Annotated in this window: 17 protein-coding genes, 1 tRNA gene and 2 pseudogenes; 14 read left to right on the top strand and 6 right to left on the bottom strand. The window is 61.4% G+C overall.

The window, feature by feature from the left end:
• Nucleotides 1-188: 188 nt before the first annotated feature.
• Nucleotides 189-1,589 carry a putative glycoside hydrolase gene (locus Q0X23_RS03900; protein ID WP_297859075.1) on the top strand — a complete coding sequence of 467 codons (1,401 nt, stop codon included), beginning with the start codon at nt 189-191 and terminating at the stop codon, nt 1,587-1,589.
• Nucleotides 1,590-1,817: 228 nt separating this feature from the next.
• Here Q0X23_RS03900 and Q0X23_RS03895 read toward each other — a convergent pair.
• Nucleotides 1,818-2,497: pseudogene (locus Q0X23_RS03895) on the bottom strand (IS5 family transposase).
• Between the two features lie 114 nt (nt 2,498-2,611).
• Here Q0X23_RS03895 and Q0X23_RS03890 point away from each other — a divergent pair.
• Nucleotides 2,612-3,004 carry a helix-turn-helix domain-containing protein gene (locus Q0X23_RS03890; RefSeq protein ID WP_297859074.1) on the top strand — a complete coding sequence of 131 codons (393 nt, stop codon included), beginning with the start codon at nt 2,612-2,614 and terminating at the stop codon, nt 3,002-3,004.
• A complete protein-coding gene (locus tag Q0X23_RS03885; protein ID WP_297859073.1) occupies nt 3,001-3,483 on the top strand; it encodes a DinB family protein in 483 nt (160 codons plus the stop codon). The genes Q0X23_RS03890 and Q0X23_RS03885 overlap by 4 nt, the downstream gene beginning before the upstream one ends.
• A gap of 22 nt (nt 3,484-3,505) precedes the next feature.
• Here the strand turns inward: Q0X23_RS03885 and Q0X23_RS03880 are convergent, their stop codons facing one another.
• Both Q0X23_RS03880 and Q0X23_RS03875 read right to left on the bottom strand, forming a co-directional pair.
• Nucleotides 3,506-4,210: a VIT1/CCC1 transporter family protein gene (locus tag Q0X23_RS03880; protein ID WP_297859072.1), complete on the bottom strand. Its 705-nt coding sequence runs from the start codon at nt 4,208-4,210 to the stop codon at nt 3,506-3,508.
• Between the two features lie 402 nt (nt 4,211-4,612).
• Nucleotides 4,613-5,599 carry a hypothetical protein gene (locus Q0X23_RS03875; RefSeq protein WP_297859071.1) on the bottom strand — a complete coding sequence of 329 codons (987 nt, stop codon included), beginning with the start codon at nt 5,597-5,599 and terminating at the stop codon, nt 4,613-4,615.
• Between the two features lie 240 nt (nt 5,600-5,839).
• On the opposite strand from Q0X23_RS03875, the gene Q0X23_RS03870 reads away from it, so the two are divergent.
• The 11 genes and pseudogenes from Q0X23_RS03870 to Q0X23_RS03820 all read left to right on the top strand — a co-directional run bounded on the left by Q0X23_RS03870 (nt 5,840) and on the right by Q0X23_RS03820 (nt 13,689).
• A complete protein-coding gene (locus Q0X23_RS03870) occupies nt 5,840-6,379 on the top strand; it encodes a DUF3105 domain-containing protein (protein WP_297859070.1) in 540 nt (179 codons plus the stop codon).
• A gap of 19 nt (nt 6,380-6,398) precedes the next feature.
• Nucleotides 6,399-7,064 carry a response regulator transcription factor gene (locus tag Q0X23_RS03865; RefSeq protein WP_297859069.1) on the top strand — a complete coding sequence of 222 codons (666 nt, stop codon included), beginning with the start codon at nt 6,399-6,401 and terminating at the stop codon, nt 7,062-7,064.
• Entirely contained in the window at nt 7,064-8,161 is a 1,098-nt protein-coding gene (locus tag Q0X23_RS03860; protein ID WP_297859068.1) for a cell wall metabolism sensor histidine kinase WalK, read from the top strand. Before Q0X23_RS03865 ends, Q0X23_RS03860 begins: the two co-directional genes overlap by 1 nt.
• Before the next feature lie 617 nt (nt 8,162-8,778).
• Nucleotides 8,779-8,922, top strand: coding sequence for a hypothetical protein (locus tag Q0X23_RS03855; RefSeq protein WP_297859067.1), 144 nt, complete (start codon nt 8,779-8,781; stop codon nt 8,920-8,922).
• A 5-nt stretch (nt 8,923-8,927) separates the two neighbouring features.
• Nucleotides 8,928-9,329, top strand: a complete 402-nt coding sequence (locus Q0X23_RS03850; RefSeq protein WP_297861160.1) for a VOC family protein — start codon at nt 8,928-8,930, stop codon at nt 9,327-9,329.
• Between the two features lie 51 nt (nt 9,330-9,380).
• Nucleotides 9,381-9,722: pseudogene (locus Q0X23_RS03845) on the top strand (ATPase P); the annotation flags it as partial.
• Nucleotides 9,723-9,759: 37 nt separating this feature from the next.
• Nucleotides 9,760-10,341 (top strand): DUF305 domain-containing protein, encoded by a 582-nt coding sequence (locus Q0X23_RS03840; RefSeq protein ID WP_297859066.1) that lies wholly within the window; start codon nt 9,760-9,762, stop codon nt 10,339-10,341.
• Between the two features lie 108 nt (nt 10,342-10,449).
• Nucleotides 10,450-10,653, top strand: coding sequence for a heavy-metal-associated domain-containing protein (locus Q0X23_RS03835; protein ID WP_297859065.1), 204 nt, complete (start codon nt 10,450-10,452; stop codon nt 10,651-10,653).
• A complete protein-coding gene (locus tag Q0X23_RS03830) occupies nt 10,631-10,960 on the top strand; it encodes a metal-sensitive transcriptional regulator (protein ID WP_273048784.1) in 330 nt (109 codons plus the stop codon). The genes Q0X23_RS03835 and Q0X23_RS03830 overlap by 23 nt, the downstream gene beginning before the upstream one ends.
• A 76-nt stretch (nt 10,961-11,036) precedes the next feature.
• Nucleotides 11,037-13,544 carry a heavy metal translocating P-type ATPase gene (locus tag Q0X23_RS03825; protein WP_297861159.1) on the top strand — a complete coding sequence of 836 codons (2,508 nt, stop codon included), beginning with the start codon at nt 11,037-11,039 and terminating at the stop codon, nt 13,542-13,544.
• A gap of 13 nt (nt 13,545-13,557) precedes the next feature.
• On the top strand, nt 13,558-13,689 hold the full coding sequence (locus Q0X23_RS03820) for a hypothetical protein (protein ID WP_297859064.1): 132 nt from the start codon (nt 13,558-13,560) through the stop codon (nt 13,687-13,689).
• A gap of 50 nt (nt 13,690-13,739) precedes the next feature.
• Here Q0X23_RS03820 and Q0X23_RS03815 read toward each other — a convergent pair whose 3' ends face one another.
• From Q0X23_RS03815 to Q0X23_RS03805, 3 genes are all read right to left on the bottom strand, one after another.
• The gene (locus tag Q0X23_RS03815; RefSeq protein ID WP_297859063.1) at nt 13,740-15,167 is read right to left on the bottom strand and encodes an RtcB family protein; all 1,428 of its coding nucleotides are present in this window, start codon (nt 15,165-15,167) and stop codon (nt 13,740-13,742) included.
• A 9-nt stretch (nt 15,168-15,176) separates the two neighbouring features.
• Nucleotides 15,177-15,623, bottom strand: a complete 447-nt coding sequence (locus Q0X23_RS03810) for an archease (protein ID WP_297859062.1) — start codon at nt 15,621-15,623, stop codon at nt 15,177-15,179.
• Nucleotides 15,624-16,147: 524 nt separating this feature from the next.
• Nucleotides 16,148-16,224: transfer RNA gene (locus tag Q0X23_RS03805), tRNA-Pro, on the bottom strand.
• Nucleotides 16,225-16,310: the final 86 nt, after the last annotated feature.

Here is a 16,310-nt window from a genome sequence, read left to right as displayed (position 1 = left end):
AAGCCCCAAACCCTGAAGCGCCTCCAATAGCCCCCGAGCCGCTGACCGAGCCTGCCGATCCCAGGCTCTCCCCTATAACCCCCTTCAGCCGCTTGCTACCTGCAGGCGCCAACTCCATCACCTTTAGTGTCACTACCCAAGAACCCGCGCTGGTTCGCGCCGATACCAGCGATAAACCCTTTGCTGAAATGAGCCTTTCCGCCAGCTACAGCGATGGCCTTACCCATCGCTTCACGGTGGCGTTACAACCCGACCAACCCCACCGCTTTTTCGTGAAGGCGGCTCCTCGAAGTAATCCGACCCAGCCCTACGCGCTAACCCGTCAGGTAAACTACCGGGTGCTACAGCCCTACAACCCTCCCTATCCGCGACTATTTACGTTATGGTGGCCCAGATGGGGCAACTGGAGTGAACTGACGCTCGAAAAGCTCTTGAAACTCAGTGTGTTTATTCTGAATATCCACCCGGGTGAGGGCCGGGTGCCTTTCGACACCAGGGTGCTGACCGAGGCCCGTAAACGCAATCCCCACCTCAAGCTGCTTACCCAGTACTTCAGCACCTATGGTTGTACCCAGAGCATGTGTGCAGCCCTCGAGGCTGCCGATAATGATCCCAGCGATCCCCAACTCTACCGTAAGGTCTTCGTGCGAACCGCCAGCGGTAAAATCGCCTATGCCTTTGGTGACTATCCGGTCTTTAACCTAGCCAATCCGGCCACCGTAGACTTGCTGGTGCAGCTGCACTACCGGGTCTGGCGCGAAGATTTGCTGCTGTTTGATGGGGCTTTCATGGATAGCACCTGGCGCGGCTTCAGCTATGTATACGGGCCCTACATGCCGGATAAAGACCTGCTCGATCTCGACCTCGATGGGCGTGCGGATCCCGTACAAGAACGCGACCGGGCCTTTGAGATGGGCCGCATTGAGTTTCTACAAAAGCTGCGCGCAGTTATGCCCAACGCTATATTGACGGCCAATTCCGTTGCTGGTTACCCGGACCGCTTTCATCTCAACGGAAATACCGGCCCCTTGCGCGACCGCCAGGGTAAGGCTTATTCCTACCTCGAGAGCATAGATGGCATGGAATTTGAAACTGACCTCGAGGCCCTCAGCCAGGGCGAGTATTGGCTCAGCTTTGAAGAGTTCGTGCAGCGCTACCGGGCCTGGTGTCGGGATACCGGCTGCTTTACGCTGGTGCCCAATAAAATTGTCGCCGACGAATCACCTAATTCTGATAAAGCTTACCAGACCCTGCAGGCCATGCGCTTTGGATTGGCTGCTGCGCTAATGTCTGGGGGTAGCTTCCTGCACGGGGGCTGGAAATACTACACCTACTTCGATGAATATGACATCAATTTGGGTTATCCAAGGACAGCCGGAGCACCCATTGCCTCCGGCTCGCCGGTGTGGCGACGAGATTTTGACAACGGCATCGCCTTGCTCAACTCGAGCAAAACCCAAACCATCACCGTAGACTTAGGCGGTACCTTCAAAGCCCTTCAAGGCACCCAGGATCCTGGCGTGAATAATGGGGCTACCGTGACCAGAATAACGATTCCACCACTGGACGGAAGGATTTTGCTCAAGTAGTCTCAAAATAGATACCATCGGTCAGCGCCATGACCAAGGCGATCTCGAGGGGTTTGCGCCTGTTTGTGAATCCAACAGAGTCTGCGTACAGAAAATGTAATCCTGGGTCAGATGGCCCGACATGAGAAGGCCTGTAGGAAGTTCGCGACCACTTATAGCGGATTCAAAAAAGACAGTTTACAAAGGCTTTGTTGCATAAATAGGTATCCGTCCTCCAGGTTCGTAAGTTCAGGCTGATACTTTGAAGCTGTCCGGCATCCCCACAGCGCTCATGGTGTTTAGGGTTTTCGCTCCCAGCTTCATTTCGACGATCTGGTTTTGTAAAAGACGATTTGAGAGTTGATGGCCAATGATTCGTTTGTAGCGAAACATAGCGGTTTCAGCCTTAGTTCGCTGATCATAGCCCGATTTCTTCTTCCATTGCTTTCTACCGACTTTACGGATGCGTCTGAGGTTTTGGTCTCGATCCAGCTTTTCGGCTTTAGCGTTACCATGCTGCCAGATTCGGGCTCCCTTTCGCGGTGGGATGGTGGCTTTAGCCTTGCGCCGAGCAATCGCTTGGTAACTGCCCCCTCGGTCATATCCCCCATCGGCACAGACCTGCTCAACTTCAATCTCTGGCTCGATATTCTCCAACAGGATTGGCATCATCTGATCGTCACTGATGGAGTTTTGGTGTCTATAGCCAGGTGTAACTTGCGCCAGGTTCGCCGTTTACTCACTCCATGTTGCCTGACCTTCCACTCGCCCTCCCCATAGACTTTCAACCCCGTCGAATCCACCGCAATCGTCCGTTTGCCAGAAAGTTCTTGGGCATGGACTTCCATTTTCACCGATAAACCTGCCCTACGACGGCTCAGGATGCTGTAATCCTGCACCTTATAGTGGTCTTTGCTTGTTTTCTTCATCAGTTGTCAAGCTACCACGGGGTGCGTAGCTCTTTATTTTTGCAACAACGCCGATTTATAGGCACTATTTGGTGCGTAATGGACAACTGGGCTTGCAAGTTCTATAAAATCGATATGAGCCTCGAGCGCCCCAACTCCATCGCCAATGTATTGAGTCGTCGTTGTCCTTCAAACCAAGTCCTGGACATGGTGGCCGACAAATGGAGTGTACTCGTCATCTATACCCTCAAACGGGGAACCTTGCGGCACGGTGAGCTGTTCCACCTGATCGAGGGAATTTCGCAAAAAATGCTTACTCAAACCCTGCGGAATCTTCAGAAAAATGGTCTTATCACCCGCAAAGTGTATGCAGCAGTACCACCACACACCGAATATACCCTCACCCCTCTGGGCTATAGCCTGCATGAGGTGTTGGCACCGCTGTGCCGCTGGGCGGAGCATAATTGGGCGAGTGTGGTTGAAGCAAGGGAGTTATATGTTTTAGAAGGGGATGGGAGTCCCACATGAGCAACCCCGAACTCCGCAGCCAACTGGTAAACCTGCTCACCCTCCGGCAAGCCCACGCCGACTTCGAGGACGCGGTAGCGGATTTTCCCGAGGAGCACATCAACACCCGACCTCCCGGATGCCCCTACACCTTCTGGCACCTGGTCGAGCACCTGCGCCTGGCCCAGAAAGACATTCTGGACTACATTGCTTCTGATCAATACCGCTGGCCCCACTTTCCCGACGACTACTGGCCCCATGCCCAGGCCACAACCGATCTTGCAGGCTGGAATGCAAGTGTCCGGCAGTTCATGGCCGACCGGCAAGCACTGGTCGAAATCGTGCAGAATCCGGCTATGGACCTGTTTGCACCGTTGCCGAACAGCGGCCAGTATCGGCACAACATTCTGCGCGAAATTCACATCATCGCTGCTCACAACGCCTACCATACCGGCGAACTTGTTGTGCTGCGCCGGGTCATGGGCACCTGGCGTTCTTAAGGGTGAACCTTGGCTTTTGGATCTACTCGAGCCCGCTCACCAGCCGCGCTATGGCAAACGCTACCCCTGCTGCCAGGCCACCTACCAGGGCCGTCTGCCAGGCGCCTTTGAACATACTGATGCCGGTAAAGCGAGCCTTGACCGCCCCGAACACTGCCAGCGCCACCAGGGTTACTGCCACGCTCCACAAGAGCGCACTCGACATCGGAAGCCGAAGTGCATACGGTATCAGCGGAATGGCTCCCCCCACAATGTACGCGCCGCCAATGGTGAGCGCACTGCTCAAGGCCCTTTTGGGATTGGGTTTTTCCAGGCCCAGTTCCTCTTTCATCATGAAATCCACCCAGGCCTGGGGTTTGGCCGTGACGGCCCGGGTGGCTTGTTCCAGGGGCTCACCTTCCAGCCCGTATCTTCTGAACACTGCTCGCACTTCCTCGGTTTCGCTCTCGGGCAGCTCTCGCACTTCGCGCCACTCGCGCTCGAGCTCGGCTTTGTAGTGGTCTGACTCACTGCGGGCTGCCAGAAAACCGCCCAACCCCATAGCAATGGAGCCCGCGGCTACCTCGGCGATGCCGGCAATCAAGACCACAAAACTATTATCCACTGCGCCCGATAGCCCGGCTGCCAGCGCAAACGGCACCGTGAGCCCGTCGGACATGCCGATCACCACATCCCGGATGGTCTCGGAGCCGGTGAAGTGTTGTTCGATATGGGTTCGGGCATACATAAAGTACCTCCTGCCTCAAGGGTATCACTCCAGGGGCGGGAAAAAGACCTTCTTATCGCGTCCTTCACAGACGTTGCCGCCCGGATGGGCGGCAACTGTTCTGTCTGGGACAAAGGACTTCTAACCCTGGGAGGTTCGATCTTTGTGAAGAGCGCTCTAAGTGCACCGGTAACTTGTTTTGCGGTACGTTTTGAAGCACATTGATTGCCCATAGTTGCGATGTGCGGCTTATTGAAGGGGATAGTAGTGCATACCGATTTCCTGGTTACCTGACCACTAAGCAGTATCAGAACGAAAAGAACCACCCCAGGAGAGCCGGGGTGGTTGCAGCCAAGGCGTTTTACTGCACGGTCTGGCCGTTGCAAGGCGTTTTACTGCGCGGTCTGGCCGTTGCAAGGCGTTTTACTGCACGGTCTGGCTGTTGAGGGTTACGGTGAACTGACCACAAGCGCTGAACTCGATGCGCAGGGTTGATTTTTCGTTTGCCGGATTGGTGTAGACATACTCCTTGGCCCCACGGTCGAAATTCATTAGCCGACCTAAAGGATTCTGACAAACCGAGCGGTTCCAGTGCAGGGTAGGGTCGGTGTACCAAACGAGATTGCGGGTGTTGCCGTTTCGGGTCCAGGTTGCACTGCCGGGGCTGGCCTTGTCCACGGTGATGGTGCCGGCATTCCAGGGGTTGCTGTCGCCGTCGTTGTCGGGGGCGTAGGTCTTGCTGACATTGAAGACCAGTGAGCCGGTATAGGTGTTATTAAGAGCCGTCTTGGTTACGCTGTGGGTGTAGTTCTTGCTGATTTTGAACAAGGTAGCATCTTGCTTATCCATCGAGTAGCTGCCGTTCAGGTTGCGTTCTACCGAAAGGCTGCTGCTGCTGACCCGCGATCGGAAACTGTTGAAGATGACGCTGTAGCCGCTGTAGGGCTGGTTGTCGTTGGTATCCTGGAGCTGGATGGAGCCATTCAGGCTATAGCTGGTTCCACCGGGGCCGGTATAGCTGCAATCGTAGGTGGTGGTGGCATCAGCCGGCACGCCGTCATCGTCGGCATCGGTTGGTGAAACGGGGGTGGTGCTGAGGGTGCAGTTTCCACTGCCGGATGGCGGCAGGTGCAGAACGCCCACCGCGCGCAAAATCAGGCTAATGCGACGGGGCAGGCCCCAGGCTTGGGCTTGGGCTTCCAGACTATCCACCCCACCCTGGGTGTTCAAGGCGCCGGCGCTAGCATCCCCCAGCATGGCACCGGTAAGCTGCAGGTCGCCCTGGGCTGCTTCGGAGAGGGCCTGGGCATCGGCCTGGGTCAGGGAGTCCTGGGTTTGGGGCTGGGTTCCGCAGGCGGCAAGCACGCCCGCCAGGGCGAGTCCGGCCAAGTTGCGCAGGATAGGATTCATAGTTTTACCTCCTGCTTTAGAGAATGCTCCGTCAAGCTGAAGGGGATGCGGGGTGAATGCTTAACCGAAGCTGAAGGAAAGGTTACATGGGGGGCTGCTTGAGGGAAATGTGGGATGATGGGGTACTCGAGATTCTAAAGTATCCCTAAGCTAATCAACCAAGGTGATCCGATGGCAACCCAACCTAAAAAGAAAAAGAAAACTGCATCCAGGTACGGTGCTCAACCCAAGCCCTCGCCCATGCTCTGGTTCTGGGGAGGGGTGGGTGTCTTGGGGGTGTTGCTTGGGGGTTTTTTTTGGTGGCAGGGACAACAGTCGGCAGCCGGTTTTGACGCGCTGGTTGACCAGGGCAAGCCGGGTTTACAGGCTCGAGTGGTCACACATACCGATGCCGGGCGGGGCCATATCAATATAGGCTCACCAGTGCAGTATGCCATCGACCCTCCTACCTCCGGGGTGCACTGGCCCAACTGGACAAACCCTGGTTTTTACCAACGTCCTGAACCCAAGGAAAAGCTGGTGCATGCATTGGAGCACGGTAATGTGGTGATCTACTACGACCAACCCCCTACCGAGGCCTTGAACCAGATTCGCAACTGGCAGCGCCTATTTACCGGCCAGTGGGATGGGCTGGTGGTGGTACCCAGACAAGGGCTAGGTCAGGCCCTCGAGCTCACTGCCTGGAACAGGCTGTTGCGCTTGGAGACTTGGGATGCCGCGTTGGCGGCGGCTTTTATAGATGCCTACCGGGGACGGGGGCCGGAAAACCCGGTTCGCTAGATAACCTGGAGGTGCTGGGGTGGCTCGTGTGCTGCTGGTCGATGATGACCCGGTGATCCGCGAGGTATTAGGTGTTTACCTACGCCAGGAAGGCTACGAGGTGGTAGAGGCCCTAGACGGGCTAGAAGCACTGGCGAAGATCCCCCAGGCCAGCCTGGTGGTGCTCGACCTGATGCTGCCCCGGCTTTCGGGCTGGGAGGTGGCCCGCGAACTCCGACGCGACTACCCCGAGCTGCCCGTTTTGATGCTCACCGCCAAGGGGGAAGAGGAAGAGCGCATCCGAGGGCTTGACCTGGGGGCCGACGACTACGTGGTCAAGCCCTTCAGCCCGCGCGAGGTGGTAGCTCGAGTGCGGGCTTTGCTGCGCCGCAGCGGGCTGAAGGCCGAACTGGCCTTCGGCGAGTTGGTGATCCGACCCCGCGAGCGTGAAGCCTACCTGGCCGGAGAACCCCTGGCGCTCTCGAAGCTCGAGTTCGACCTACTCCTGACCCTAGCCCAGCACCCCGGGTTGGTGTGGAGCCGCGAGCGCCTGTTGGAGCGGGTCTGGGGAAGCGACTTCCCCGGGGTGGATCGGGTAGTGGATGTGCATATCGCCGGGCTGCGCAAAAAGCTGGGCGAGGACGGCGACAACCCCCGCTACATCGAGACGGTGCGCGGGGTGGGCTACCGCTTCCGGGAGGAGTGATGTTCACACGGCTATTCCTGACCCACCTGCTGGCGGCCTTGGTGGCGGTGGTGGCGCTGCTGGGCTTCGCGGAGTGGCTGGCCCCGCGCTTTTACCAAAAGCACATCGAGCAAATGGCGGCAGCCATCGGGCCACAAGGCCCCGACCTCCACGCCGACCTCGAGCAGGGCCTGCGCTCGACCCTCACCACCGCCTGGCTGGCCTCGCTGCCGCTGGCCGGGTTGCTGGCGGCGGGCACGGCCTGGGTGGTCTCGAGGCGGGTCAGCCGGAGCGTGCGGCTGCTGGCCCGCGGCAGCCGGGAGATCGCCCAGGGGCATTACCGCAACCGCCTGAAGGTTCAGGGGCGCGACGAGCTGGCCTGGCTGGCCCAGGATTTCAACCGCATGGCCGAGGCACTGGAGAAGGTCGAACACAGCCGCATCGAACTCATCGGCTCGGTGGCACACGAGCTGCGCACCCCCCTGGCCGGGCTGCAGGGCTACGCCGAGGCCCTGGCCGACGGGGTGCTACCGCCCGAGCAGGCTGCCCACCGCATCGCCCACGAGGTGCGGGCCATGCGCCGCCTAGTCGAGGACCTCTCGCTGGTCTCGAGGGTGGAAGCTGGTGCGGTAGAGATCCGCCCCCAGCCTCTCGATCCCGCCGAGGCCCTCAGGCAGGCCGCGGAGCGCTTCGAGCTGGTCTTTGCCGAGCAGGGGGTGGCTTTGCGCCTGGACGTGCCCCCACGTCTGCCCCCGGTGTGGGCCGACCTCGAGCGCCTGCAACAGGTGCTTTCCAACCTGCTCGCCAACGCCCTGCGCCACACCCCGTCCGGCGGGGAGGTGGTGCTCAAGGCCGGGCTAGTGCCCAGCGGGGTGTGCTTCAGCGTGCGCGACACCGGCCCGGGCATACCCCCTGAGCACCAGGCGCGGGTCTTTGAGCGCTTCTACCGCGTGGACTCGGCCCGCAGCCGGCAGGACGGCGGAAGCGGGGTAGGCCTGACCATCGCCAAGGGCCTGGTCGAGGCTATGGGGGGAACGATGGGCCTGAGGAGCGAGGCCGGGCGCGGCAGCACCTTCTGGTTTACGCTGCCCCAGCCCCCTCACCCTGAGGCCCCTTAGAGCGTTATAAAGGGCTCGAGCCGCCCCGGCTTCTCCAGGTTATCTAGCGAACCGGGTTCTCCGGCCCCAGCCCCAGGTTGCTCAGCACCGCCCCGTCACGGCCTTCAACCTGCTGATCAATCCGTACATTCCCACCTCCGCCGGGCCCGCAGCGGGCGCCTGTGTCCGCTAACTAGCAAACCCGTGACCTATTTTTGTGATTTATACCAGATTCGGTTAGTTCGGCGCCGGATGGCGGCGAACTAACAGGGCCGAAGTTATCCGCGTTGCGGAGGGCGATACCGCCCCTTGGAAGTTATCCGCGTAGCGGAGGGCGTAAGCCCCTTTGGAAGTTATCCGCGTAGCGGAGGGCGTAAGCCCCTTTGGAAGTTATCCGCGTAGCGGAGGGCGTAAGCCCCTTTGGAAGGCAGACGCTTTCTTCGCCGACTGTTCGGGAGGGGTGTGCTCTAGGATTCAAAAAGATAGCCTCTGGGGGATCTTTGGTTTGGATGATTATCTTTTTGAATCCGGTATTAGGAGTGGATATGCTATAGTCAGAATGTACATGGTTATCTGCATTTTAGCGAATCGGCAACGGGCGTTATAAGCCGCCTGCGGGCGGGAAAAGGAGGACCGGCATGCGCAAGACCGTGGCTTCGCTGCTTATGACCCTCGACGGGGTAGTGGAGTCCCTCAACCTCTGGATCTTCGACTTCGGCAGCCCCACCCTGGGCTCCGGCGTGGTGCTACTGAGCTACGCGCAGGCAGGGGGCCGGCCGTGAGCGCGATGGATTGGAAGCTCGAGGTGGTCCAGATTCCCGTCTCCGACATCGACCGTGCCAAGCACTTCTACGCCGAGCAGTGCGGCTTCGCCGTAGACCTCGACGCACAGGTCAGCGACTCCGTGCGCGTCGTGCAGCTGACCCCCCCCGGCTCGGCCTGCTCGATCCACCTCAGCCGCGGGATCCACAGCATGCCGCCCGGCTCGCTGGAGGGCTTGCAGATCGTGGTGGGTGACATCGAGGCCGCGCGGCGGGAATTGCTCGAGCGGGGGGTGGGGGTAAGCCCTGTCCGGCACCTCGAAGGGGGGGTATGGTTGGAGGGGAAAGGCGGGAAATGGAACTCGTTCGTCTTCTTCACCGATCCCGACGGCAACGGCTGGGTGTTGCAGGAACGCCCCAGGGCTTAGCCGCAGCGGGGTGCCGGCGCGACCGCGAGGTCGAGACCGTGACCTAGTCGCCCCGCCCTGGCCGAGGCCGAGGTGGGAATCGCTATCGGGGCCGGCACCGACGTGGCCGTGGAGGCCGCCGACGTGGTGCTGGTAAGGAACGACCCCGCCGATGTCGCCAAGGCTATTCAACTAGCCCGCAAGGTGCGGGGGAAGATCAAGCAGAACCTCTTCTGGGCCGCAATCTACAACGTGCTGGCCATCCCCGTTGCGGCGGGAGCGCTCTACAACAGCTACGGTATCCTGCTGCGGCCGGAGTGGGCAGCGCTGCTGATGAGCGCTTCCACCGTGATCGTGACGGTGAATGCCCTGCTGCTGGGGGTGGGGTCGCGGCAGCGCTTTACATGGGCTTAACACAAATCCGCCACTATCTTGCACGGAGGTAGGAGAGATGATTCGAACGATCGTGGCACTTACACTCGCGCTCGGCTTGGCCCTGGCCCAGACCGATCACTCGCAACACGGGGGCATGGCCATGCAGAGCATGGCTGCGCTGGAAAAGCTCACTGGCAAGGACTTCGACATCGCCTACATGTCGATGATGATCGAACACCACAAGGGCGCGGTGGAGATGGCCCAGGCGGTGCTCAAGGTCTCGAAGGACGCCCGCATCCGCAAAGCAGCCCAGGAGATCATCGCCGTGCAGAACAAGGAGATTGGCCAGCTCACGGCCTGGCTCAAAGCTTGGTACGGGGTAGCGCCCTCCCGGATGTACATGGACATGATGAAAAGCGATATGAAGCCCATGATGGACACGGCCATGATGAGCATGCAAGCCATGCCGGGGCATTCCATGCCGGTAGACCGGGCTTTTTTAGAGGGGATGATCCCCCATCACCAAGACGCCATCGACATGTCCGACCTGGCCCTGAAGAAGGCCACCAAGCCTGAGCTCAAGGAGTTCGCCCAGCAAGTCATGGCCGTGCAGCGCCGCGAGATCGAGCAGTATCGGGAGTGGCTAAAGTCCCTTTGAAGCAGAGTGTTGCGCTAACCCCACCCCTCCCTGGGTGGGGTTGACTTTATCTCCAGCGAAGCCTAAGCTGGGAATATACCCCTCCCCTGGAGGGGGTGGAGGTGAAAGATGAGCATTGAACTCAAAATCGAAGGCATGAGCTGCGGCCACTGCAAGATGAGCGTCGAGAAGGCCCTTAAGAGTGTGCTGGGGGTGGAGAAGGTGGAGGTCTTCCTGCAGGAGGGCCGGGCCATCGTCGAGGGCAACGCTCCTGTGGAGCGGCTTATCAACGCGGTGCAAGAAGAGGGCTATGCGGCCTCCGTCCGTGCGTGACCCAGAGGGAGGGAATGTGAACCCCATCGCCGAGCACACCCTGCACCTTGATCCCAAGGTGCGGCAGGAGGCGCGCAACCGGCTGCTCTCGGCCAAGGGGCACCTCGAGGGCATCCTCAAGATGCTCGAGGGCGAGCCCTACTGTGTGGACGTGCTCAAGCAGATCAAGGCCGTGCAGGGGGCCTTGGACAAGGTGGGCGACCTGGTCTTGAAGAGCCACCTCGAGCACCACGTGGCCAGCGCAGCCCAGCGCGGCGACACCGACGAGCTGGTGGCCGAGCTGATGGAAGTGCTGAAGTACCGTTAGCCTCGAGTTGCCCGATGAGCCCGTCGGGCCACCTTTTCTCAGCTATCCCCTCCCCAGGAGGGGTGCGTCGGGAGGCATTGTGAAAGAACTGCAAATCGGCGTTCAGGGCATGACCTGTGCCGCCTGCGTGAACCGGGTGGAGCGCGGGCTGAAGAAGCTCGAGGGGGTCGAGGCGGCCTCGGTCAACCTGGCGGCTGAAAGCGCTACGGTCGCCTACGACCCCACTACTACCACTCCGCAGGCCCTCATTGAGAAGATCCAGGAGGTGGGCTATACCCCGGTGGTGGCCGAGGTTGAATTGGGCATTACGGGCATGACCTGTGCGGCCTGCGTGGGGCGGGTCGAGCGCGCTTTGAAGAAGCTCGACGGGGTGCTCGAGGCGAGCGTTAACCTCGCCACCGAGCGGGCCACAGTGCGCTACCTCCCGGCCAGCACCGGCCTGGCCCAGCTCAAACGGGCCGTGCGGGAGGCCGGGTACGGCGTGCTCGAGCTGGGGAAGGGCCAGAACCGCGCCGACCTCGAGCGCGAAGCCCGCGCCAAGGAGATCGCCAACCTGCGCCGCGCGGTGCTCTTGGCCGCTGCCTTCGCCTTCCCGCTCTTCCTCATCGCCATGCTGCCCATGCTCTTACCGCCCGTCGAGGAATGGCTGATGCGCACCTTCGGGCACGGCGTCATGACCGCACTCTCCTGGGTGATGCTGGCCCTGGCAACCCCGGTGCAGTTCGGCCCCGGCCTGCGCTTTTATCGCCACGGCTGGAAAGCCCTGCGCTCGGGCTCACCCGACATGAACAGCCTGGTAATGATCGGCACCAGCGCGGCCTACTTCTACAGTCTGGCGGTGGTGCTCTTCCCCGGCCTCTTCCCCCCGCAGGCCCGCCACGTCTACTTCGAGGCGGCGGGGGTGGTGATCACGCTGATCCTCTTGGGCAAGTACCTCGAGGCCCTCGCCAAAGGCCGCACCTCCGAGGCCATGCAGCGGCTGCTCTCGCTGCAGGCTAAGACTGCCCGGGTGGTGGAGGGAAGCACCGAGCGGGAAATCCCCGTGGACGAGGTCCTGCCCGGCGACCTAATTGCGGTGCGCCCGGGGGAGAAGATCCCGGTGGATGGGGTGGTGGTCTCGGGCCAGAGCTACGTGGACGAATCCATGATCACCGGCGAACCCATCCCCGTGCTCAAATCCGAGGGGGCCCAAGTCATCGGGGGAACCCTCAACCAAAACGGGGCCTTTACCTTCCGGGCCACCGACGTGGGCGCGGACACCGTGCTGGCGCAGATCATCAAGCTGGTCGAGACGGCCCAGGGATCCAAGCCCCCCATCCAGAACCTGGCCGACCGGGTGGTGGCGGTGTTTACCCCCATCGTGCTGGGGATCGCTCTGCTCACCGCGGGGGTGTGGCTGCTCTTCGGGGGTGAGGCCGCCGTCAGCTACGCCCTGGTCAACACCGTCGCGGTGCTGATCATCGCCTGCCCCTGCGCGATGGGCCTGGCGACCCCCACCAGCATCATGGTGGGCACCGGCAAGGCCGCCGAGATGGGCGTGCTCTTCCGCAAGGGTGAGGCCTTACAGACCCTGCAGGAAGCCCAGGTGATCGCCCTCGACAAGACCGGCACCCTCACCCAGGGCAAGCCGGAGCTCACCGATTTGCGAACCGAGGAGGGCTTCGAGGAGGCCGAAGTGCTCCGCCTGATCGCCTCCCTCGAGCAGAAGTCCGAGCACCCCATCGCCCGGGCCGTTGTGAAGGAGGCGCGGGCTCGGGGGCTGGAGCTGCTCGAGCCCCAGGATTTCGAGGCCCTCCCCGGCTTCGGGGTGAGCGGGCAGGTGGGGATCTACCGCGTGGACGTGGGGGCGGATCGGTACATGGCCCAACTGGGCGTCGACGTGAGCCCCTTCGCCGCCGAGGCCCAGTGTCTGGCCGACGAGGGCAAGACCCCCCTCTACGCCGCCGTTAACGGGAAGCTAGCGGCCATCCTGGCGGTGGCCGACCCCATCAAGGAAGGAACCCTCGAGGCCATCGCCGCCCTGCACCGCCAGGGCTTCGAGGTGGCGATGATCACCGGCGACAACCGGCGCACCGCCCGCTCAATCGCCCGGCAGCTCGGCATCGACGAGGTGCTGGCCGAGGTCCTGCCCGCGGGCAAGGCCGACGCGGTGAAGCAGCTCCAGGGCAGGGGCTACCGCGTCGCCTTCGTGGGCGACGGCATCAACGACGCCCCGGCTTTGGCCCAGGCCGATGTGGGTATGGCCATTGGCACCGGCACCGACGTCGCCATCGAGACCGCCGACGTGATTCTGATCTCGGGCGACCTGCGTGGGGTGCCCAACGCCATCGCGCTCTCGAGGGCCACCCTCAAGAACATCAAGCTCAACCTCTTCTGGGCCTTCGCCTACAACGTCGTGCTGATCCCGGTGGCCGCAGGTGTGCTCTACCCCTTCACGGGCTGGCTGCTCTCGCCGGTGCTGGCCGGGGCGGCGATGGGTCTGTCTTCGGTGTTCGTGCTCTCCAACGCGCTCAGGTTGCGGGCGTTCAAGCCGCTTTTTGAGCCCAGGGCCCAGGTACCCGTTGTAAGGGCAGCGCTTGCTTGATAGCGAGGAGGATATGCAAAAAGCGTGGGGAATGTTCTTGGTGCTGTTGCTTGCAGGGGGCCTGGCCCAGACCGATCACGCCGGACACGGCAGCATGGCCATACAGTCCATGAGCAAACTTACTATAGGCACTTCTTACCCATAGGACAGCTGTTATGCGGCTCGGGGCAGGTTGGGTATTCGAAGCCTTAGGCCCTATCCCTTGATACAGATGAGGGGCTCGAGCCGGGCTACCTTGCGCGAGAGCCCTGCGGCGTGGGCGGCGTCCACCACGGCTGTTACATCCTTGTAGGCGCCGGGGGCCTCCTCGGCCACGCCCCGGGGTGAAGGGCTGCGCACGATGATGCCCCGCTGGCCCAGCTCCCGCACCAGCTCCTTGCCGCGCCACTGCTTGAGGGCCTGGTGGCGGCTCATGGCCCGTCCGGCCCCGTGGCAGGAGGAACTTAGCGACCGAGCTTCACCCTCTGGCGTGCCCACCAGAATATACGAGGCGGTGCCCATCGTCCCCCCGATCAAGACCGGCTGGCCCACCGCCCTGAAGGCTTCGGGTAGGGCCGGGTGGCCGGGGCCAAAGGCCCGGGTGGCCCCCTTGCGGTGGACATACAGGCGCTGGGGCTTTCCCTCGATGAGGTGTTCCTCGAGCTTGGCGGTGTTGTGTGAGACATCGTAAATCAGGCGCAAATCGGCCCTGGGTAGCAGGTAGGCAAAGGCCTCGCGGGCCAGGTGGGTCAGGATCTGCCGGTTGGCCAGGGCGCAGTTGATGGCGGCCCGCATGGCCCCCAGGTAGGCCTGGCCTTCCTCGGACTGGATGGGGGCGCAGGCGAGCTCGAGGTCGGCGAGCTCCAGGCCATACTTGTGGGCGGCCTCTACCATTTGCCTGCTATAGTCGGTAGCGACCTGGTGGCCCAGCCCCCTCGAGCCGCTGTGAATGCTGACCAGCACATCGCCCACCGCCACCCCAAAAGCCTCGGCGACCCTGGTGTCAAACACCTCGGTCACCTGCTGCACCTCGAGGTAGTGGTTGCCCGAGCCCAGGGTGCCCATCTCGTCGGCCTGCCGGCGTTTGGCCTGAAGGGAGACCAGCTCGGGCCGGGCCCCTTCCATGCGGCCATGCTCCTCGATGCGCTCGAGGTCTTCGGGCCTGCCGTAGCCCTGCTTCACCGCCCACTCGGCCCCGCCTTGCAGCATGGTGTCCATCTCGGCGGGCTCCAGGTGAATCTTGCCGATGCTCCCCACCCCTGCCGGGACGTGGCGAAATAGCCCCTGGGCCAGGTCTTGTTTGATGGGCGCGATGTCTTCCACCGTCAGGCCGGTGTGCAGGGTGCGCACCCCACAGGAGATGTCGAACCCCACCCCGCCCGCCGAGACCACCCCGTCGTCTTCCCGAAAGGCTGCCACCCCCCCAATCGGAAAGCCATACCCCCAGTGGGCATCGGGCATGGCGTACACGGCTTGCACAATGCCCGGCAGGCTGGCTACGTTGGCCATCTGCTCCAGTACCTTGTCATCCATCTCGCGTAGCAGGGCCTCGCTGGCGTACAGAATGCCCGGTACGCCCATGGGCGGGGTGGCTTCTAGCCACCACTCAAACTCGGATTTTTGAATGAGACGGGTTGTGTCCATGCACCCTCCTCAGACATCTACCACACACTGCACAACCCAGTGGCCCTGTGGGTCTTGTTTGACCTCGAGCTCGCTGTAGGTCGCCCCCTTTACCTCCACTGCGGGCTGGTGTCGCAGGGGGTCTACCGGCTCTCCCCAGGCCAGCGCGTGAAGGCTCAAAGCCCCCCCCAGGTCGGGCGGGCTCAGGTGCACCTCGAACTGAGCAAAAATCATCCGCCGGGTGGCCATCTCGTAAATGAGCCGATTGAGCCAGTCCACCAGCAGAAGCGAGATCCGCGGGGCCTCACACTCAATCTCCACGGCTTGGATGGGCCGTACCCGCGCGGGGTCGGTAATGACGGCAGTGAGGGCCAGGGCCGCCTGCTCAAAGGCCTTGTCCAGGGTCGGGCCGATCCCCCGCACCCCTATGTCGGCCTGGTGGTGAAAGTGCTCCCAGCGCCCAAGCTGCGTGGTCATAGGGCCCCCTTGCAATCAAGGGTAGGGTGGGGTCGTTACCAGGGCATTACCACGGGGCTTGGGCAAGCGTGAGTTATCTGGAAAAAGAGGTATCTGAGCTTGTTGCCTGCAAACCCTTTGTTCTTTCGGAAAAGACACTTGACTCGTTGTCGTGTAATACCAAATCCACATGAACCCCTTGCCTTCTCCCTAGGGGGAGAAGGTGGTGACACCCCGACCGCGCTATTTACAAACATCGATAGGAACACGATTAACTGCACCTGGGGTGTCGCCGGATGAGGGAGCTTGGGACGACCCTCAAAGCTAACTACCTAGGTAAAGTCGGTGCAACAAACTAAATGCAGCGTCGTATAGACCCCCATACACTGCCTACCCTCCCCTAGCAGGGTAGGGCAAGGGTGGGGTTGCCATGGAAGGGCAAAACCCCCAGGTATAGCCATCTCTACGACGCTGTACTAAATAGAAAAAAGCCATTCAGGTTGAACTTGTCATGGTGCAAGTTTTTTCCCGAACGGCCTTTATTTTGGTCGAGGCGAGAGGATTTGAACCTCCGACCACACCCACCCCAAGGGTGTGCGCTACCAAGCTGCGCTACGCCTCGATCTAACTTTGCCTGCGACAAGACCCCAGGCGCACAGTCAAGTCTAGCGACCCTTGGCCGAATCGTCAACACGTTGGCTTGACCTC

The sequence above is a fragment of the Meiothermus sp. genome, assembly GCF_026004115.1.
GTDB lineage: Bacteria > Deinococcota > Deinococci > Deinococcales > Thermaceae > Meiothermus.
The sequence above is the reverse complement of the archived record's forward strand: the minus strand, read 5'-3'. Positions and strand labels throughout refer to the sequence as shown.